General features: G+C 75.5%; 16 protein-coding genes. 12 read left to right on the forward strand and 4 right to left on the reverse strand.

Translation table 11 applies throughout. The annotated features are described in order from the left end of the window. Positions 1-126: 126 nt before the first annotated feature. Complete coding sequence (arfB, locus tag KPF47_RS11190) at positions 127-552, reverse strand: alternative ribosome rescue aminoacyl-tRNA hydrolase ArfB (RefSeq protein WP_224388871.1); 426 nt, start codon at positions 550-552, stop codon at positions 127-129. A gap of 135 nt (positions 553-687) precedes the next feature. Beyond that, the gene (gene acs, locus KPF47_RS11195) at positions 688-2,664 is read right to left on the reverse strand and encodes an acetate--CoA ligase (protein WP_224388724.1); all 1,977 of its coding nucleotides are present in this window, start codon (positions 2,662-2,664) and stop codon (positions 688-690) included. Between the two features lie 346 nt (positions 2,665-3,010). On the opposite strand from acs, the gene KPF47_RS11200 reads away from it, so the two are divergent. Then, on the forward strand, positions 3,011-3,763 hold the full coding sequence (locus KPF47_RS11200) for an oxidoreductase (protein WP_224388725.1): 753 nt from the start codon (positions 3,011-3,013) through the stop codon (positions 3,761-3,763). A 490-nt stretch (positions 3,764-4,253) separates the two neighbouring features. Here KPF47_RS11200 and KPF47_RS11205 read toward each other — a convergent pair whose 3' ends face one another. After that, the gene (locus KPF47_RS11205) at positions 4,254-5,249 is read right to left on the reverse strand and encodes an HAD family phosphatase (protein ID WP_224388727.1); all 996 of its coding nucleotides are present in this window, start codon (positions 5,247-5,249) and stop codon (positions 4,254-4,256) included. Between the two features lie 671 nt (positions 5,250-5,920). Here KPF47_RS11205 and ssd point away from each other — a divergent pair. Genes ssd through KPF47_RS11240 form a run of 7 tightly spaced genes read left to right on the forward strand, consistent with a single transcriptional unit; the run spans position 5,921 to position 10,892 of the window. Further along, positions 5,921-7,012 (forward strand): septum site-determining protein Ssd, encoded by a 1,092-nt coding sequence (gene ssd / locus KPF47_RS11210; protein ID WP_224388729.1) that lies wholly within the window; start codon positions 5,921-5,923, stop codon positions 7,010-7,012. Further along, positions 7,009-8,157 (forward strand): TadA family conjugal transfer-associated ATPase, encoded by a 1,149-nt coding sequence (locus KPF47_RS11215; protein WP_224388731.1) that lies wholly within the window; start codon positions 7,009-7,011, stop codon positions 8,155-8,157. The genes ssd and KPF47_RS11215 overlap by 4 nt, the downstream gene beginning before the upstream one ends. Continuing rightward, entirely contained in the window at positions 8,151-8,972 is an 822-nt protein-coding gene (locus KPF47_RS11220) for a type II secretion system F family protein (RefSeq protein WP_224388733.1), read from the forward strand. The genes KPF47_RS11215 and KPF47_RS11220 overlap by 7 nt, the downstream gene beginning before the upstream one ends. Then, the gene (locus tag KPF47_RS11225; RefSeq protein ID WP_224388735.1) at positions 8,969-9,682 is read left to right on the forward strand and encodes a type II secretion system F family protein; all 714 of its coding nucleotides are present in this window, start codon (positions 8,969-8,971) and stop codon (positions 9,680-9,682) included. Before KPF47_RS11220 ends, KPF47_RS11225 begins: the two co-directional genes overlap by 4 nt. Before the next feature lie 58 nt (positions 9,683-9,740). Beyond that, positions 9,741-9,941, forward strand: a complete 201-nt coding sequence (locus tag KPF47_RS11230; RefSeq protein WP_224388737.1) for a DUF4244 domain-containing protein — start codon at positions 9,741-9,743, stop codon at positions 9,939-9,941. Then, positions 9,919-10,461: a TadE family type IV pilus minor pilin gene (locus KPF47_RS11235; protein WP_224388739.1), complete on the forward strand. Its 543-nt coding sequence runs from the start codon at positions 9,919-9,921 to the stop codon at positions 10,459-10,461. The genes KPF47_RS11230 and KPF47_RS11235 overlap by 23 nt, the downstream gene beginning before the upstream one ends. Continuing rightward, entirely contained in the window at positions 10,458-10,892 is a 435-nt protein-coding gene (locus tag KPF47_RS11240; RefSeq protein ID WP_224388741.1) for an Rv3654c family TadE-like protein, read from the forward strand. Before KPF47_RS11235 ends, KPF47_RS11240 begins: the two co-directional genes overlap by 4 nt. A gap of 374 nt (positions 10,893-11,266) precedes the next feature. Here the strand turns inward: KPF47_RS11240 and KPF47_RS11245 are convergent, their stop codons facing one another. Next, the gene (locus tag KPF47_RS11245; protein WP_224388743.1) at positions 11,267-13,798 is read right to left on the reverse strand and encodes a DEAD/DEAH box helicase; all 2,532 of its coding nucleotides are present in this window, start codon (positions 13,796-13,798) and stop codon (positions 11,267-11,269) included. Positions 13,799-14,168: 370 nt separating this feature from the next. Between KPF47_RS11245 and KPF47_RS11250 the strand changes: the two genes are divergently transcribed. From KPF47_RS11250 to KPF47_RS11265, 4 genes are all read left to right on the forward strand, one after another. After that, positions 14,169-16,472, forward strand: coding sequence for a sodium-translocating pyrophosphatase (locus KPF47_RS11250; protein WP_224388745.1), 2,304 nt, complete (start codon positions 14,169-14,171; stop codon positions 16,470-16,472). A gap of 120 nt (positions 16,473-16,592) precedes the next feature. Continuing rightward, positions 16,593-17,198, forward strand: a complete 606-nt coding sequence (locus KPF47_RS11255) for a hypothetical protein (protein ID WP_224388747.1) — start codon at positions 16,593-16,595, stop codon at positions 17,196-17,198. A 74-nt stretch (positions 17,199-17,272) separates the two neighbouring features. After that, on the forward strand, positions 17,273-17,875 hold the full coding sequence (locus tag KPF47_RS11260; protein WP_224388749.1) for a hypothetical protein: 603 nt from the start codon (positions 17,273-17,275) through the stop codon (positions 17,873-17,875). Positions 17,876-17,950: 75 nt separating this feature from the next. After that, positions 17,951-18,541 (forward strand): hypothetical protein, encoded by a 591-nt coding sequence (locus tag KPF47_RS11265; protein ID WP_224388751.1) that lies wholly within the window; start codon positions 17,951-17,953, stop codon positions 18,539-18,541. The last annotated feature ends 69 nt before the right edge of the window (positions 18,542-18,610 follow it).

Below are 18,610 nucleotides of genomic sequence, written 5' to 3' on the forward strand. Positions count from 1 at the left end.
CCCTCCTGCTGGTGCACTCGCCTACCCGGGGCACTGAAGATCCCCGGACGGCCGTCGTTCGGTGAGCCGCCATCGTGCCACGGGCCCTGCCGACCCGCTCGGCTACGCCACGCCGGGGACACCGCCTCACTCGTCCGGGCGGCCGCGCAGCTTCTTGATCTGTCCGCGCCGGTTCTTGGCGTCGAGCCTGCGCCGCTGCGACCCACGGGTCGGACGGGTGGGGCGACGGGTGCGCGGCCCCGCCGCGGTCGCCTCGCCGAGCAGCGTCGCGAGGCGCCCGCGGGCGGCCTCCCGGTTGCGCAGCTGGCTGCGGTGCTCGGAGGCGACGACCGTCAGCACCCCGTCCACGAGCCGGTTCGCCAGCCGCGACAGGGCGCGGTCGCGCAGGTCCTCGGGGACGCTCGGCGAGGCCGCGAGGTCGAAGGACAGCTCCACCCGCGAGTCGGTGGTGTTGACGCCCTGCCCGCCGGGCCCCGAGGCGCGGGAGAACCGCCAGTGCAGCTCGCGGGCGGGCACGACGAAGCCCCGCCGCACCTCGATCGCCTCGTCCACACCGACCAGTGTCGCCGATCGGCCCGGCGGCGCCCGCCCGGCGGCCACCTGCGTCGCTCCCGGGGGCACCGTCGAGGCGTGGAACGCCACGCAGGTTCCCCCGGGAGCACGGGCCCGGCCGTCGGGGCCGGTGGCTCAGTCCTCCTTGGACTCGCTCATGCCGGACGAGATCAGGTCCATCACCGACGAGTCGGCGAGGGTCGAGACGTCGCCGACGTCCCGGTTCTCGGCGACGTCGCGCAGCAGCCGGCGCATGATCTTGCCGGAGCGGGTCTTCGGCAGCTCCTCCACGACCAGGATCTGGCGCGGCTTGGCGATCGGCCCGATCTCCTTCGAGACGTGGTCGCGGAGCGCCTTGATGGCCTCCTCGCCCTTCGCCTCGTCCTTCGAGGCGCTGCCGCGCAGGATGACGAACGCGACGATGCCCTGACCGGTGGTCTCGTCGGAGGCCCCCACGACCGCGGCCTCGGCGACCGTCGGGTGGCTGACCAGCGCCGACTCCACCTCGGTGGTGGAGATGCGGTGCCCGGAGATGTTCATGACGTCGTCGACGCGGCCGAGCAGCCAGATGGCGCCGTCGTCGTCGTACTTGGCGCCGTCACCGGCGAAGTAGTAGCCCTGCTCGGCGAAGCGGGACCAGTAGGTGTCCTTGTAGCGCTCGGTGTCGCCCCAGATGCCGCGCAGCATCGACGGCCACGGCTTGTCGAGGACCAGGTAGCCGCCCTCACCGTTGCCGACCGGGGTGCCGGTGTCGTCGACGACGGTGGCGGAGATGCCCGGCAGCGCGCGCATCGCCGAGCCCGGCTTCGTCGCGGTGACGCCCGGCAGCGGGGCGATCATCTGCGAGCCGGTCTCGGTCTGCCACCAGGTGTCGACGATCGGGCAGTTGTCCTTGCCGATCTTCTCCCGGAACCACATCCAGGCCTCGGGGTTGATCGGCTCGCCGACCGTGCCGAGCACCTTCAGCGAGGACAGGTCGTACTTCGCGGGGATGTCCTCACCCCACTTCATGAAGGTGCGGATCAGGGTGGGGGCGGTGTAGTAGATCGAGACCTTGTACTTGTCGACGATCTCCCAGTGCCGTCCCTCGTGCGGGGTGTTCGGCGTGCCCTCGTAGATGACCTGCGTGGCGCCGTTCGCGAGGGGCCCGTAGACGATGTAGGTGTGCCCGGTGACCCAGCCGATGTCGGCGGTGCACCAGTAGACGCTCTCGCCGGGCTTGTGGTCGAACACCACGTTGTGGGTGTAGGCGGACTGGGTGAGGTAGCCGCCGGAGGTGTGCAGGATGCCCTTCGGCTTCCCGGTGGTGCCCGAGGTGTAGAGGATGAACAGCGGGTGCTCGGAGTCGAACGACTCCGGGGTGTGCTGGTCGGAGGCGCCGTCGACGGCGTCGTGCCACCACACGTCGCGGCCCTCGGTCCACGGCACGTCGGTCTCGGTCCGCTTCACCACGAGGACCTTCTCGATCGAGGTGCCCTCGACGGCCTCGTCGGTGTTCTCCTTCATCGGGGCCGGCTTGCCGCGCCGGTACTGGCCGTCGCTGGTGATCAGCACCTTGGCCTCGGCGTCCTCGATGCGCGCCTTGAGCGCACCCGGGGAGAACCCGCCGAACACGACGCTGTGCAGCGCACCCAGGCGGGCGCAGGCCAGCATCGAGAACACCGCCTCGGGGATCATCGGCAGCTGGATGGCGACCCGGTCGCCCTTGCCGACGCCCAGCTCGGTCAGCGCGTTCGCGGTCTTGGAGACCTCGCGCTGCAGATCGGCGTAGGTGATGGTGCGGGAGTCACCGGGCTCGCCCTCCCAGTGGATGGCGACGCGGTCGCCGTTGCCCGCCTCGACGTGCCGGTCGGCACAGTTGTAGGCGACGTTCAGCTCTCCGCCGACGAACCACTTCGCGAACGGGGGCTCCCAGTCCAGGACGGTGTCCCACTTCTTCGTCCAGTGCAGACGGTCGGCCTGCTCGGCCCAGAACCCCTCGCGGTCGGAGTCGGCGCGGTCGTACCAGTCGGCGGTGGCGTTCGCCTGCGACGCGAACTCCTCCGACGGCGGGAACGCCCTGCTCTCGGTGGAGAGTGCGCTGAGCGCAGAACTCTTCTCGGACTCGGCCATGTCCTCGTGTCCTCCTCGACGCGGCGGGTCACTTCGGGCCGGCGTGGCGGCCTCCGGCGCACTCGGTGTGCGCGCACGTGTGCGGTCCGACGCTAGTGAAACGTCCTCCGCCGTGCACCGTCTGTCGGTACAGGTGAGGACGGGACCTCGGCGTCGCACCTGACCGTCCGTGCAGGTCGGACGCGGTCGGGGGGCGCTGCGAGGGTGGGTCACCCGGGTTCGTGGCGCCATCGGCGGCGGACGGACGGACGACCGGCGGTCGGTGGACCACCACGACCGGTCGCCGAACGGTCCACACCGCAGGGGTACTACCCGACGGTAACCCACGGGTTGGGACGATGACCCCATGGCCAGCCCCGCCGCAGCCGATCCGCTCGCCCCGCTCGCCGCCCTCCCCGGCGTCGCCGAGGCGGTCGCCCGCGCCCGCGACGCGGCGACCGAGGTGCACAACCAGCCGGTGAACCGGCGGGGCTGGCCGGCGACGGCCGCCGAGGCCGCACTGCGCGCGGCCCGCTCCTCCGCCGCGGTCGACGGGGCCCCGCTACGGCCGGTCACCGCCGACCACGTCTCCGACCCGGTCCTCGCGGGCGCCGTCCGGATCGCCGACGAGCGCGCCAGGCTCCTCGAGACCTGGCGCCGGGCGCCGCTGCAGGGGCTGGCCCGGCTGCACGTCCTGGCCGCCGGCGACCTCGTACCCGCCGACGAGCACGAGCAGCTGCTGGGCAGGCCCCGCCCGGCCACGTCGGGGCGGCTCACCGCGCTGGCCGACCTGATCGGTGGGGGCACCTCGGTACCGGCGCCGGTGCTCGTCGCGGTCGTCCACGGCGAGCTGCTGACCCTGGAGCCGTTCGGTACCGCCGACGGCGTCGTGGCCCGGGCCGCCGCGCGGCTGACCGCGATGTCGACCGGATTGGACCCGCGTGGGCTGTCCGTGCCCGAGGTCGGGTTCCTGCGCCGCACCGCGGAGTACCGGGCCGCGGCGCAGGCCTTCGCGTCCGGGACGCCGGAGGGACTGGCCCGCTGGATCGTGCACACCTGTGCCGAGTGGGAGGCGGGCGGCCGGGAGGGACTGTCGATCGCCGCCGCACAGTCCGGCTGAGCCCGCCCGTCCCGCGGTCTGCGCGCGCGCCGGCCGTCCCGCGGACGGCCCCGCCGACGAGCCCGCCGACGACGGAGCCGGGTGGCAACCCCGAGGGGTACCACCCGGTCCGACGTGACGTGGGGACCGGCGTCCTGGCGTGCACTACGTGCCGTGTTGTGCGGCCTCGGCGCCCGGCGTCCCGGTTCGCAGGCCCACGACGACATGCCTCCCGCGGCGTGCTCGGCGTGGACGTGGTCCGGTCCCCACGTACGGAGCCCGGTCAGGGAGGACGTCTCTTCTCCTCCGACACGCCCTTGGCCCGGCCGGGGTCCGTGCCACCCTTCGTAGTCCCGGGACGTGATGCGGGCAACCCTCGCCGAGGGGTGCACCGGTTCAGCAGCACAGGGTGACCGAGGACGGCCGACGGGTGGGTGGACGACGACGCCCGTACGGCGGTCGCGGGCCGCGCACCGCGGTCGGCGCCGCCCCGTCCCGACCTCCGACCGGGTCAGCGGCCACGGGCGACCCGGCCGAGGGCCGCACCCGCCAGCACGGCCGCGAGCACCCCGCCCACCGCGGCCGCACCGAGCAGAGCCGGGTCCCGCCGCGGCCCCGGGGAACCACCGGTGTCGCCGCCACCGGCGGCACCGGCGGCACCGGCGGCACCGGCGGCACCGCCGCCACCGGCGGCACCGGTGGCCACTCGACCGGCGCCACCGGGCGCACCGGTGGTGAGGCGGTCCGACAGCCGGTCGCGCAGCCGGAACAGCCGGTCCCGGCGCGACGCGGCCCGGACGAACGCCAGGACCGGCCACTCCCGTTCGCGGGCGATCGCCCGCAGTTCCCGGTCCGGGTTCACCACCGACGGCTGCCCTACGACCTCCAGCAACGGGAGGTCGGTGATCGAGTCGGTGTAGGCGGCGCACCGGGCGAGGTCGAGACCCAGCTCGTCGGCGATCTCCCGGGCCGCGACGGCCTTGCCCTCCCCGTAGCAGTAGAAAGCGATCTCCCCGGCGTAGCGGCCGTCCTCGACGTGCATCCGGGTGGCCCGGAACCGCTCGATCCCGACCAGCTCGGCGATCGGCTCGACCACCTCCAGCCCCGACGCCGAGAGCAGCACGATCTCCGCTCCCTGCGCGCGGTGGTGCTCGATCAGGCGGACCGCCTCGGGGTAGACGAGCGGTCCGACGATCTCCTGCAGCGTCTCCGCGACGATGGCGCGGACCCGCTCCACCTCCCAGCCACGGCAGACCAGCACCATCCGCCGCCGCAGCGTGTCCATCGTGGACGCATCCGCCCCGGCGAGCACGAGCAGCAGCTGCGCCCAGGCGCCGCGCAGGACGGTCGCGCGGTCGATGAGGCCGGCCCGGGCGAACGGGCGGGCGAAGGCCAGCGCGCTCGACCCGGCGATGATCGTGTTGTCGAGGTCGAGGAACACCGCCTGCGGCACGACGGCACCGCCGGCGCGGTCGGGTGCGACGGGGGCTGTGGAGGACTCGGGCACGACGCCAGCCTGCCCGACCCGGTGACGGCCGCGGTTGCGGTCCCCGGCCCCGTCCACACCCGGGCGACCGTCCGCCGATCGCGCGCGCCCCTCCCCGCGGGGCGGGACAGGGGCACGAACCGGCCGCCGACCAGCAGCGGAGAGTGACCGGCCGTACGCGACCGGTCGCCCGGACGCGCTCACCGGTCGGTGGCGCAGTTCACCCCGTCGAGTCCGGGAGCGGTGTCCTCGCCGGTACCGGTCGGCGCAGCCCACGGCCGGAGTATGGGCGCGACCGGCATGTTCCGGCTACAGTTGACCGAGCTCGGACCTGGTCCGAGTGGGTTCAGCTCGACCCCCCGGGGCTGAACCACCCGACGGCCCCCGCCAATCCCCCCTGGCGGGGGTCGTCCTACGTCCGGGGCCGCGGCGACACGGTCGTGTCGGTTCGCCGCCCTCCCCGGCGGTGCCACTCCGGCTCCCGCGGCGGACCGCCGTGGCGCGCGCCCGCGAGGGCCCTCCCCGTGCTCCATCCTCCCGCACGACACCGACGGATCGGCGTGCTCGTCCACAGGCGGAGCCGTTTCCCCGGAGTTGTCCACAGGGCGGTGATCCGGGTCCGCGACGGCCTTCCGGGGCTCCACGCTCGATGCCGGGGCCCGCACCGGCGGGCCGGGGTGGAGGACGACGCGATGGACCGGCGCTGCCTGATCGTGGCCGACGATCCCGACCTGCTCGACGCGTTGCTGCGGCTCGCCGCGGCCGCCGACATGGACGCGCAGCGGGCGGTCGACGCGGCCGACGCCCGTCGGGCCTGGGCCCGCGCACCCGTCGTCCTGCTCGACCGGGCCGGGGCCCGACGCTGCGGGGAAGCCGGGTTCCCCCGTCGCGACGGGGTGGTCATCGTGGTCACCGGGGAGCCCGCCGCGGAGGACTGGCGGATCGCCGTCGCGCTCGGCGCGGACCGGGTCGTGCAGCTGCCCCAGGGCGAGTCGGGGCTGGCCGGGATCCTCGCCGACGCCCGGGAACGCGCCGCGGGCGACGGCCGCGCCGGCCGGGTACTGGCCGTGGTCGGGGGCTGCGGCGGGGCGGGCGCCTCGGTACTGGCCACCGCCGTCGCGTCGACCGCTGCCCGGTCCGGCGGGTCGGCACTGCTGGTCGACTGCGACCCGCTCGGCGGAGGTCTCGACCTGGTCGTCGGGCTGGAGCAGGAGCCGGGGCTGCGCTGGCCCGAGCTGTCGGTCGGCGACGGCCGGGTCCGTGCGGCGTCGCTGCACGCCGCGTTGCCCCGGGCCGGGTCCGGGCGCACCGCGCTGTCGGTGCTGTCCTGCGCACGGTCCCCGCACGGCCCCGAACCGGCCGCCGTCACCGCGGTCGTCGAGGCGGGGCGGCGCACCGGCGGCACCGTCGTCTGCGACCTCCCCCGCTACCCCACCGATGCCGCACTCGCGACGCTCGGTGCCGCGGACCTGACCGTGCTGGTCGTGCCCGCGGGGCTCCGGTCCTGTGCCGCGGCGGCCCGGGTGGCCGACGTGCTCGCCGAGCATGCCCGGGCCGTGGAGCTCGTCGTACGCGGGCCGTCCCCCGGCGGCATCACGCCGGACGAGGTCGTCACCTCCCTCGGGCTGCCGCTGCTCGCGACGATGCGCCCGGAGCGGGATCTCGCCGCCGCCCTCGAACGCGGGCGGACGCCCGGCTCGGGCCGGGGGCCGCTGGCCACCGCCGCCCGGGCCGTACACGACCGCCTCTGCAGCACGGCCGGCACGCGCCGGGCGGCGTCGTGAACCCGCTGGTCGACCGGGTGCGGGCCCGGCTGGCCGACGCCGGCGGCGAGACCGGGCCGGCCGCGGTGGCCGCGGCGGTCCGCGCCGAGTCCGGCGGGGTCGCGTCCGATCTGGACGTCCTCGCCGCGCTCCGCACGCTCCGTCAGGAGTTCACCGGGGCCGGCCCCCTCGACGCGCTGCTGCGCGACCCGGCGACCACGGACGTGCTGGTCACCGCGCCCGACGCCGTGTGGGTCGACCGCGGCGACGGGCTGCGCCGCACCGGCGTCACCTTCGCCGACGAGGCCGCGGTCCGCCGGCTCGCCCAGCGCCTCGCGCTCACCGCGGGACGGCGCCTGGACGACGCGAGTCCCTGCGTCGACGGCAGGCTCCCCGAGGCCGGGGTCCGGCTGCACGCCGTCCTCCCACCGGTGGCCGCGGCCGGCACCGCGATCTCGCTGCGGGTGCTGCGGCCCGCCGGGCACGACCTCGCCGCGCTCCGGCGGACGGGCACCCTCGACGCGACCGGGGAGGCACTGCTGCGCGCGATCGTCGCCGCCCGGCTGGCCGTCCTCGTGGCGGGTGGGACGGGCAGCGGCAAGACCACGCTGCTCAACGCCCTGCTGGGCGCGGTCGATCCCGGTGAGCGTCTGATCACCGTCGAGGAGCTCTCGCCACGCCACCCGCACGTCGTCCGGCTGGTCGCCCGGCCACCGAACATCGAGGGATCGGGCGGGGTGCCGCTGCGCGAGCTGGTGCGCCAGGCGTTGCGGATGCGGCCGGACCGGCTGGTCGTCGGGGAGGTGCGCGGCGCCGAGGTGTGCGACCTGCTGGCCGCGATGAACACCGGTCACGACGGTGGCGGCTGCACCGTGCACGCGAACTCCGTCCGCGAGATCCCCGCCCGGATGCGTGCCCTCGCCGGGCTCGGTGGGATGTCCCCGGCCGCCCTGGACGGCCAGCTGACCGCGGCCGTCCAGGTCGTGCTGCACATGCGCCGGCGGCCCGGCGCCGGCCGGACCCTCGACGAGATCGGTGTGCTGGGTCGCTCCGACGACGGGGTCCCGCGGGTGACCGCCGCCTGGAACCGGGGCACCGGCGCCGGACCGGGCCGCGAGGAGCTCGTCATGCTGCTGCGCGAGCGCGGGGTCGGTGCGCCGTGCTGAGCGCGCTGCCCGGCACACCGCAGGGTGTGGCGGTCCCGGTGCTGCTCGTACTGGCCGTCCTGGCGCTCCCCCCGGTGCCGGGCCGGTCCCGGTGGCGGGCGCTCACCGGGGCCGGGCGCGGCCGCCCGGCGGCCGGGCGGCTCACGGTGCCGTTGCCGCTGCTCGCGGCCCCGCTCGGTGGGCTGCTCCTGGGTCCGGTCGGTGCGGTGTGCGCGGCGGGGGTGGCGTGGGGTGTGCGGCGCCGGCTCGCGGCACGCCGGGCCGCGGACCGGGCCGGGGCCACGGCGGCGGAGCTCGCCGATGCGCTCGCCAGGGTCACCGACGAGCTGCGGACCGGCGCGCACCCCGCGGCCGCGCTCGCGGGCCACGTGCACGACGGTCCGCTCGCCCGCGCCCTGCTCGAGCCGGCGGCCGTCGCCGCGCGCATCGGTGAACCGGTGCCCGAGGCGCTGCGCCGGGCCGCGCGCGGCCCCGCCCGGCGCGACATCGACCGGATCGCGGCCGCCTGGGAGCTCGCCGACACCCACGGTGCCCCGCTCGCCGATCTGCTCACCGGTCTGCTCGACGACATCCGCTGGCGGATCGCGCACGGCGCCCGGGTCCGGGCCCAGCTGGCCGGGCCCCGGGCGACGGCATCGGTGCTCACCGCGTTGCCGCTGGCCGGGATCGGCCTCGGACAGCTGATGGGCATCGCACCGCTGACCGTCCTGCGCACCGGCCTGCACGGACCGGCCCTGCTGCTGACCGGGGTCGTCCTGACGGTCGCGGGTGCGGTGTGGGCCGACCGGATCCTGCGCGGGGCGGTGCCGGGATGACCGCGGCCGCGCTCGGCCTCGCCGCACTCGCCCTCGCGGTCGCCGGCGGCAGGCCGGGGACGGGACGGCTGCGCGGACTGCGGGCCGTCGCCCGGGTGACCGCTACGGCGGCACCGCCGCGCACCGCGGTCCTCGCGGTGCTCGTACCCGCAGGGGCCGCGTTCGGCGCGGCCGTCACCGGTGCGGGCGGCGCCGTCACCGGTGCCGCCGTGGGCGCCGGGTTGTGGTGGCTCGCCCGGCACACGACCCGCCGGGCGGCACCGACGGTGGACTCCGCGGACCTGGCCGCCGCCTGGGACCTGCTGGCCACCTGTCTGGCCGCCGGTCTCGCCGTCGCCGATGCCGTCGGCGCCGCGGCCCGGCGGCTCGACGGCCCGGCCGGGGACGTGCTGCGCCGTGTCGCGGGCCTGCTCGCCCTCGGCGCCGACCCCGAGGACGCCTGGGCCGCGGCCGGCCCGGTGCCCGAGCTCGCCGGGTTCGCCCGCGCCGCGGGCAGGTCGGCCCGCACCGGCGCCGTACTCGGACGCTCCGCCGCGGCCGAGGCGGCCCGGCTCCGCGCGGGGCTGGCCGACCTCGCCGAGGAGCGGGCCCAACGTGCCGCGGTCCGCATCACCGCCCCGCTGGGGCTCTGCTTCCTGCCCGCCTTCCTGATCCTCGGCATCGTGCCGGTCGTGATCGGGCTGGCCGGGGAGGCGTTCGCGCGGTGGTGACCACCACCGCACGACGACCGGGCCCGCACCCCGCGGGCCCTCGACGAAGGAGACACCGATGACCCCCACCCGTTCCCTGCTGCACCGCCGGTTGCGCGCCCTCGCCGCCGACGACGACGGCATGTCCACCGTCGAGTACGCCGTCGGGACCGTCGCGGCCGCGGCGTTCGCCGCGCTGCTCTACGCGATCGTCAGCGGCGGCGACGTGCTGGACGCCCTCACCGGGATCGTGCAACGTGCGTTGTCCACGACGCTCTGACCACGGCCGTACGGGCCGTGCCGGCGCCCGCGGCGAGGAGCAGGAGGCCGAGGGCGGCACCGCGCGCGGCACGGCCGCCGACACCGACGCGGGAGCCGTCACGGTCGAGGCGGCGCTGGCGCTGGGCACCCTGGTCGCGGTCACGGCGGCGGCGGTCGGCGCCGACGCCGCCGTGGCGGCCGGGGTCCGCTGCACCGACGCCGCACGTGAACTGGCCCGCCAGGCCGCACGGGGCGACACCGACCGCGGCCGGGCTGCGGCCGCGCAGCTCGCCCCGGGCGGAGCCGAGCCCGAGCTGCGTCTGGACGGCGACCTCGTCCTCGCGACGGTGCGGGTCCGGCCGGTCGGGCTGCTGCCGGTCACGATCAGCGGCACCGCGGTCGCCGTGGTCGAGCCGGGCGTCGCCGCCGGCGCGGCGCCGTCCGGTGCTCCGGCCGACGTGGGACGGCCCGGCGGCACGACCGGTCCGGACCGCCTCGACGTCGGCGCGGGGGCGGGTCCGCCCGGTGGTGTGTCATGAGTCCACCCGCATCGTGGGGTCGGGGGGACGACGCGGGCGTCGCCTCGGTCTGGGCCGCGACGGCCGCGGCGGTGCTGCTGCTCGTCGGCGCCGTCGGGGTCGACCTGGCCGCCGCGGCCCGCGCCCGGCACGTCGCCTCCGCCGCCGCGGACCTGTCCGCGCTCGCCGCAGCGGGGCTGTCGGTGGACGGCACCGCAGCCGCCTGCGGCCGCGCCGCCGAGATCGCCGTCCGTAACGGCGCCGAGCTGCTGACCTGCCGACTCGACGGGTGGGACGCGCTGGTCGAGACCCAGATCGCGTGGTCGGGGCTGCTCCCGCTGCGCGGCCCCGCACGGGCGCGGGCACGCGCCGGCCCCGCTCCGGTGGACACCGGACCGCTCCCGGCGAGCGGGCCCGTGGACGGTCCCGACTCCGCGGCGGAGCCGTCGTGAGCACCCCCGGACATGATCGGGATCTCGGTGAACGGTCCACGACCCCGGATGAACGGACGGCGAACCATCGAGCACGCCGTCATCACGATTGCTTACGACGAAAGACCCAGCGCAACGGCGGTTCGTCGTGGGGGCCTGACCGATCAGCGACGTCGCGTGCCCCACATCTGGTCACCGTCGCGGCACTCGGGCCTACTGGGAGTCGCAGGGACGGGCAGGGTCCGGTCCGCCCCCGCCACGAAGACCACGCTCCCCAGACAGCGACGACGTCGGAGCGCCCCTGGCGCCCCCGTCCGATGTCGTCGCACGTGGTTGCCACCGGTCCGCCCCCGCCCCCGACGGGCGGGCCGGTGGTACCCCGCCCGGTCCTGCGATCACCGCGGACCGGTCGGGGCACCGCCGCGCAGCGCGGCCAGGACCAGGTCGAGCACCTGCACCGCTCCCGTCTTGTCCAGCGGGTTGTTGCCGTTGCCGCACTTCGGGGACTGCACGCACGACGGGCATCCGGTGCGGCACTCGCAGTCGCCGACCGCGGCGCGGGTCGCGGTCAGCCAGCGACCCAGCACCTCGTGGCCCCGTTCGGCCAGGCCCGCGCCGCCGGGGTGGCCGTCGTGCACGAACACCGTCGGGAGCCCGGTGTCGGGGTGCAGCGCGGTCGACAGACCGCCGATGTCCCAGCGGTCGCAGATCGCGAACAGAGGGAGCAGCCCGATCGCGGCGTGCTCGGCGGCGTGCAGTGCGCCGGGCAGCCGGGCCTCGTCGATGCCGGCGTCGGCGAGCGCGTCGGGGTCGATCGTGTACCAGACCGAACGGGTGTCCAGGCTCTGCGGCGGCAGGTCCAGCGCCGTCTGGTCGAGCACGGTCCCGTCCGGTGTGCGACGCCGGTAGGCCACGACCTGGCTGGTGACCGTGGTCGCGCCGAAGCAGACCTGCACCGGCCCGTGCCGGCGGTGCTCCAGCACCTCGAGCACGGTGACGTCGGAGACCGACTGGGCCTCGGTGCGCCAGTCCGGGTCCTCGGCGTGCACGAGCGCGACACCCTCGTCGAGGTCCAGCTCGTCGACGACGAAGCTGTCGCCGCGATGCAGGTACACCGCACCGGAGTGGATCGTGCCCGGGGCCGAGCCCCCGTCGACGGTGCCCAGCAGCCGCCCGGTCGCCGACTCGACCACCGCGACCTGCCCGAGCCCGGAGCCCCGGATGTCCACGTGGGCGGCGGGCGCGTCGCCGGTGTCGGGCCAGAACCAGCCGTGCGGCCTGCGGCGCAGCACACCCTCCTCGACCAGGGCGTCGAGCACCTCCACCGCGGGCGCTCCCCCGAAGATCTCCTCCACGTCGACCGTGGTCAGCGGCATCTCCGCGGCGGCGCACGCCAGCTGCGGCGCGAGCACGTAGGGGTTCACCGGGTTGAGCACGCAGCTCTCCACCGGCGCCCCGATCAGCGAGCGCGGGTGGTGCACGAGATAGGTGTCGAGCGGGTCGTCGCGGGCGACGAGCACGACGAGCGCCTCGTCGGCGGCACGTCCTGCGCGACCGGCCTGCTGCCAGAACGACGCCCGGGTTCCGGGGAACCCGGCCTGCACGACGGCGTCGAGCCCGGAGATGTCGACGCCGAGCTCGAGGGCGTTGGTGGTCGCGACCCCGAGCAGCTCGCCCGACATCAGGTCCGCCTCCAGCGCCCGGCGTTCCTCGGGCAGGTAGCCGCCGCGGTAGGCGGCCACCCGCGAGGCCAGCTCCGGCGCGACCTCCGCGACCTGCCGCTTCGCCCCGAGCGCGGTGAGTTCGGCGGCCCGCCGGGACCGGACGAACGCCAGGGTGCGGGCGTCCTCCACCACGAGGTCGGCGAGCATCCGGGCGACCTCGGCCCCGGCCGAACGACGGACCGGGGCACCGTTGTCACCGGTGATCTCGGTGAGCAGGGGCGGCTCCCAGAACGCGACGGTGCGTCCCGCGTGGGGCGACCCGTCCTCGGTGACGGCGACGACGTCGCGCCCGGTCAGCCGGGACGCGAACTCCTCCGGGCGGGCCACCGTGGCCGAAGCGAGCACGACCACGGGCCGCGCACCGTAGCGGGCGGCGAGGCGGAGCAGCCGCCGCAGCAGCAGTGCCACGTGCGAGCCGAACACTCCGCGGTAGGTGTGGCACTCGTCGACGACGACGTAGCGCAGCCGGCGCAGGAAGGTCGTCCAGCGTCCGTGCCGGGGAAGGATCGACCGGTGCAGCATGTCCGGGTTGGAGAACACCCACCGGCAGTGCCTGCGGACCCAGTCCCGCTGGTCCATCGGGGTGTCACCGTCGAAGGCGGCGGGCCGGACACCGTCCGGGGCGAGGCCGTCGAGGGACCGCAGCTGGTCGGCGGCGAGGGCCTTGGTCGGGGCGAGGTAAAGCGCCGTGGCCCGCGGGTCCTCGGCCAGCCCGGCGAGCACCGGGAGCTGGTAGACCAGCGACTTGCCCGACGCCGTCCCCGTCGCGACGACGACGTCGGCGCCGGAGTGCACCAGCTCCGCCCCGTGCGCCTGGTGCGACCACGGGCGGCTCACCCCACGGGCCGCCCAGGCCGTGCGCAGCGGCGCGGGCGCCCAGCCCGGCCAGTCGACCGGCCGGCCCGCCCGCGCCGGCATCCGCACGACGTGCCGCAGCGGGTCGTCGGCCGGGCCGAGGTCACCCGAGCCGTCGCCACCCGGGACGTCGGGACCGTCGAAGCCGTCCTGGGCGGCGAAGGCCCCGGCTCCCGGTCCCGGTCGGGCTGCCCGCCTCACCGGCGGCGCCGGGTCGGCGTCCCCGAAGGCCCACGTGGTGTCGGCGCGGGCCGGGTCGAGGCCCGAGCCCGCCAGCACGCGGCGCAGCAGCTCCACCCCGCGCTGCGACCCGTCCGGGCCCTGCGTGCTCTCCGCCGTCGCTCCCACGACCGACCACGATGGCACAGATGTTCGAACGCCCCGAGGCCGCCGTCGGTCACCGGGCCGGCGCGAGGGCGCAGGACCGCGGGAAGCCCGGAACGCGTTGCACCGCAGGTGATCTGCAGGTTCCCGGATTGCGTCGCGACATCATGTGGGATTGATCACTTTTGCCAGTTCGTTACGTCTTGTGATACCAATCGCACTGAGGGATGCACCACACTCCTAGACTGCACCAGCCCGGTCACCGGTGGACGCCGCCCGGGCCCAGTCGACGCCGACGAGGCCGTCGCCGCCCGGACGGGGTCGAGCCAGAACGACCCCCGTCCCGGCCGTCGGGGACCTCGCCGGCCGGATCCTTTCCACCGGGAGGACACGGATGTCCCAGCCCACCTACCTCGCCCAGGGCCTCGAGCTCGGCGCGGGGGACCTCACCATCGTCGGTGTGGTCGCGGTGGTCGCCCTCGTCGCCCTGGTCGTCGGCGGTCTGCTGCTGCGGGAGGTGCTCTCCTACGGCGAGGGCACCCCGAACATGCAGGAGATCGGCCGCGCGGTCCAGGAAGGCGCCACGGCGTACCTCAACCGTCAGTTCCGCACGCTCGCCGTCTTCGCCGCGATCGTGTTCGTCCTGCTCTTCGCGCTCCCCGCCGAGGACCTGGGTGAACGCATCGGACGATCGATCTTCTTCGTCGTCGGCGCGGTCTTCTCCGCGATCATCGGCTACCTGGGGATGTGGCTCGCGACGCGCGCGAACATCCGGGTCGCTGCGGCCTCACGCGAGACCGGCGGCCGGGAGAAGGCGACCCGCATCGCGTTCCGCACCGGCGGCGTCGTCGGCATGTTCACCGTCGGCCTCGGCCTGTTCGGCGCCGCGATCGTCGTGCTCGTCTACGCCGGCCAGGCGCCCCGCGTCCTGGAGGGTTTCGGCTTCGGCGCGGCCCTGCTCGCGATGTTCATGCGGGTCGGCGGCGGCATCTTCACCAAGGCCGCCGATGTGGGGGCCGACCTGGTCGGCAAGGTCGAGCAGGGCATCCCCGAGGACGACCCCCGCAACGCCGCCACCATCGCCGACAACGTGGGCGACAACGTCGGTGACTGCGCCGGCATGGCCGCCGACCTGTTCGAGTCCTACGCGGTGACCCTGGTCGCCGCGCTGATCCTCGGCACCGCGGCGTTCGGCCTGCAGGGTCTGCTGTTCCCGCTGATCGTCCCGGCGATCGGCGTGATCACCGCGATCCTGGGCGTCTACCTGACGAAGGCCCGGGCCGGGGAGAACACCCTGCGGGCGATCAACCGCAGCTTCTACCTGTCGGCCCTGTTCGCCGGGGTGCTGTCGATCGTCGCCGCCTACGTCTACCTCCCGGGCACCTTCGGTGAGCTGCTGAACCCGACCGACACCAGCGTCGTCGGCCTCGCCGGCGACCCGCGCCTGATCGCCTCGGTGGCCGTGGTTATCGGCATCGTGCTGGCCGCGGTCATCCTGAAGCTGACCGGCTACTACACCGGTACCGAGGACCGTCCGGTCAAGGACGTCGGCGAGTCCTCGCTGACCGGTGCGGCGACCGTGATCCTCTCGGGTATCTCGATCGGCTTCGAGTCCGCCGTCTACACCGCGCTCGTCATCTCGGCGGCCGTCTACGGCGCGTTCCTGCTGTCCGGCTCGATCGTCGTCTCGCTGTTCGCGGTCGCGCTGGCCGGTACCGGCCTGCTGACCACGGTCGGCGTCATCGTCGCGATGGACACCTTCGGCCCGGTCTCGGACAACGCCCAGGGCATCGCGGAGATGTCCGGCGACGTCGAGGGCGACGGCGTCGACATCCTCACCGAGCTCGACGCGGTCGGGAACACGACCAAGGCGATCACCAAGGGCATCGCGATCGCCACCGCGGTGCTCGCGGCGACGGCTCTGTTCGGCTCCTACCGCGACGCGATCAGCCAGGCCCTGGACGGGGTGGGCATCGCCGCGCAGGACGCGGGCACCGCGTTCGCCTACGAGGTGTTCAGCCCGAACACCCTGGTCGGGGTGATCATCGGCGCCGCGGTGGTCTTCATGTTCTCCGGGCTCGCGGTCAACGCCGTGACCCGCGCCGCGGGCGCGGTCGTCTACGAGGTGCGCCGCCAGTTCCGGGAGCACCCCGGGATCATGGACCGCACCGAGCGCCCCGAGTACGGCCGTGTCGTCGACATCTGCACCCGGGACTCGCTGCGCGAGCTGGCCACCCCCGGCCTGCTCGCGATCTTCGCCCCGATCGCGGTCGGGTTCGGTCTCGGTGTCGGCCCGCTGGCCGGCTACCTGGCCGGCGCCATCGCGACCGGCGTCCTGATGGCGATCTTCCTGGCCAACTCGGGCGGCGCCTGGGACAACGCCAAGAAGCTCGTCGAGGACGGCAACCACGGCGGCAAGGGCTCCGACGCCCACGAGGCGACGATCATCGGCGACACCGTCGGCGACCCGTTCAAGGACACCGCGGGCCCCGCGATCAACCCGCTGATCAAGGTCATGAACCTGGTCTCGGTGCTGATCGCCCCCGCGGTCGTGGTGCTGTCCACCCCGGACGCCAACCCGGTGATCCGCGTCCTCATCGCGCTCGCGGCGGTGGTGATCATCGCGGCCGCGGTCGTGGTCTCGAAGCGCCGCACCTCGGCGATCACCGACGCACCGGCCGAGAGCTCGGTCGGCTGAGGCGACATCTCGCAGGACCACGTCGGCCGCTCGTCCCATCGGGACGGGCGGCCGACGTGGTCCACGGGACGATTCGGATACTCTCCGCCCGAGGGCAGTGATCACCCCGACGGAGGAGCGATGCGGACGTCGCCAGGTCTCGCCGCACTCGTCGTCGTACCGGCCGTCCTGCTGGCGGGCTGCGGGCCCACCGGGCCGACCGTCGAGCAGTGGACCGACTCGATGTGCGCGGCCGTGCTGCCCTTCGTCCGCACCGCCGTGGACGCCCCCGCCGGGACCGAGGATCCCGCGCAACGGCTGCGGGCCCTCTCGGACTACCTGGGCCGCACCACCCAGGCCGCCGACGGCGCCCTGGGTGACCTGGACCGGCTGGGCCCGGCGCCCGTCGACGACGGCGAGGCGCTCTCCGCCCGGCTCCAGGGCGGCCTCGGCGAGATCCGCTCGGCGTTCTCCGGGGCGCGGTCACGGGTCGACGCCCTCGATGCGGCCGACCCGGCCGCGGTGCAGCGCGACCTCCCCGCCGCGCTGGAGCCGCTGGCCCGCCTCGGCGGCACCACCGGCCCGCTCGAGGAGGTGACCGGCAACCCGGCGATCGCGGCGGCCTTCCGGGCCTCCCCGGTGTGCACCGATCTCACTCGTTCGGCGGAACAGGCCCGATCTGCACCGCCGCCCGGCGCAGCCGAACCTGCTCCGAACGGGTCAATCGGGGAGGGTGGAGGCAGCTGACCGGCGACGGCGCCCTACCGTCGACCACTGTCCGTGCCCCGGGCCCCGACGGGCCCCGACCCTGGAGCCCGACGATGGCCACCCCCCGCCCGGCGCGAACCGCCCGGGTCCTGCTCCCCACCCTGCTCGCCGCGCTCCTGGCCGGCGGCTGCGCGTCGAGCGTGGCCGGCACCCCCGCCGCGGACCCCGCCCCGCGCCCGACCGCGGGGGTCGGCGCCGACCCGGTCGCCTGGGGCGACAAGGTCTGCGGCGCGACCCTGGCCTACTACCAGCCGCTCAACACCCCACCCAACTACGACGGCGCCGACCTGGCCGGCATCAAGACGCGCCTGTCGGAGTACCTGGGCAAGGTGGCGGCCGGCATCGACACGGGCAAGAAGCAGCTCGCCGCGGCCGGCGAGGCCCCGGTGAGCGGCGGTGACGCCTGGGCGCCCGCGGTCCGCGACATGCTCGACCGCTCCGGCACGACGATCGCCCAGGCCAAGACCGACGTCGACGCGATCGACCCGAACGACGTCCAGGGCTTCAAGGGCAAGCTCGACGGCGCCCAGCAGAAGCTGCGGACCATCTCCGGCGCCCAGGGTCTGGACAGGATCGGACCCACCCCGCGGCTGGACAAGGCGTTCGCGACCGCGCCGAAGTGCGTCGCGCTCAAGAAGATCAACGGCCCCGCCTGACCGGTCGCGTCACCCGTCCGGCGCTCCCTGCTGGGCAAGCTCGAACATGCGTTCTATGCTTCGCGGGTGCCGCAGATGTCGCTGTTCTCCGCGGAGGCCCGGCCGGCCGGGCTGACCGACCTGGCCGGGCTGCTCTGCGGGCCCGGGCGGATCGAGCGGTTCGGCGCCGGGGACACCGCACGGTTCGACGTCCCGCTGCCCATCGAGGGGCGCGAGACCGCGCTGGCCGCGCTGGCGGCGGCCCGCGGCGTCACCCTCGCCCCGGGGGCGTCCGGGATGCGCAGCGCATTCCGGCGTGACCTGGTCCCGTTGGCCCGCGGCTGGTGCACGCCGGACGGACGCAAACAGATCCCGCCGGACTTCCAGCTCGACGGCGCCACGCTGCGGCTGTGGACGCTCGCCGCGGGCACGACGGACCTGCGGGGCGGGCACCTGCTGCTGCTCGACCCGCAGGCGCCGTGGACGCACGGTCCGCTGATCGCCGCGGCCACCCGGGCCGGCCTGCCCCCGGCGCGGCTCGCTCCCGGGGAACACGGCGCGCCCGGCCCGGCGTTGCGTCTGCACGGAGCGCGTCGACTGGCCCGACTGGTGGAACTCGTGGGGCCCGCGCCGCGGATGGCGGACCCGACCCAGTGGCCCCGCCACCACGGCCGACCGGCCGCCTGACCTGCCGAACTCCGGCTGGGTCTACGCTGGCGACTCGCCCGTCACCCGTGGCACGAGCCACGACACGGA

Source organism: Pseudonocardia sp. ICBG1293 (genome assembly GCF_020131355.1).
Taxonomy (GTDB): Bacteria; Actinomycetota; Actinomycetes; order Mycobacteriales; family Pseudonocardiaceae; genus Pseudonocardia.

Coding starts and splice junctions, on each gene's coding strand:
- KPF47_RS11265 (WP_224388751.1), top strand. CDS start 17,951: ATGTCGCTGTTCTCCGCGGAGGCCCGGCCGGCCGGGCTGACCGACCTG.
- acs (WP_224388724.1), bottom strand. CDS start 2,664: ATGGCCGAGTCCGAGAAGAGTTCTGCGCTCAGCGCACTCTCCACCGAG.
- ssd (WP_224388729.1), top strand. CDS start 5,921: ATGGACCGGCGCTGCCTGATCGTGGCCGACGATCCCGACCTGCTCGAC.
- KPF47_RS11250 (WP_224388745.1), top strand. CDS start 14,169: ATGTCCCAGCCCACCTACCTCGCCCAGGGCCTCGAGCTCGGCGCGGGG.
- KPF47_RS11225 (WP_224388735.1), top strand. CDS start 8,969: ATGACCGCGGCCGCGCTCGGCCTCGCCGCACTCGCCCTCGCGGTCGCC.
- KPF47_RS11200 (WP_224388725.1), top strand. CDS start 3,011: ATGGCCAGCCCCGCCGCAGCCGATCCGCTCGCCCCGCTCGCCGCCCTC.
- KPF47_RS11255 (WP_224388747.1), top strand. CDS start 16,593: ATGCGGACGTCGCCAGGTCTCGCCGCACTCGTCGTCGTACCGGCCGTC.
- KPF47_RS11240 (WP_224388741.1), top strand. CDS start 10,458: ATGAGTCCACCCGCATCGTGGGGTCGGGGGGACGACGCGGGCGTCGCC.
- KPF47_RS11260 (WP_224388749.1), top strand. CDS start 17,273: ATGGCCACCCCCCGCCCGGCGCGAACCGCCCGGGTCCTGCTCCCCACC.
- KPF47_RS11230 (WP_224388737.1), top strand. CDS start 9,741: ATGACCCCCACCCGTTCCCTGCTGCACCGCCGGTTGCGCGCCCTCGCC.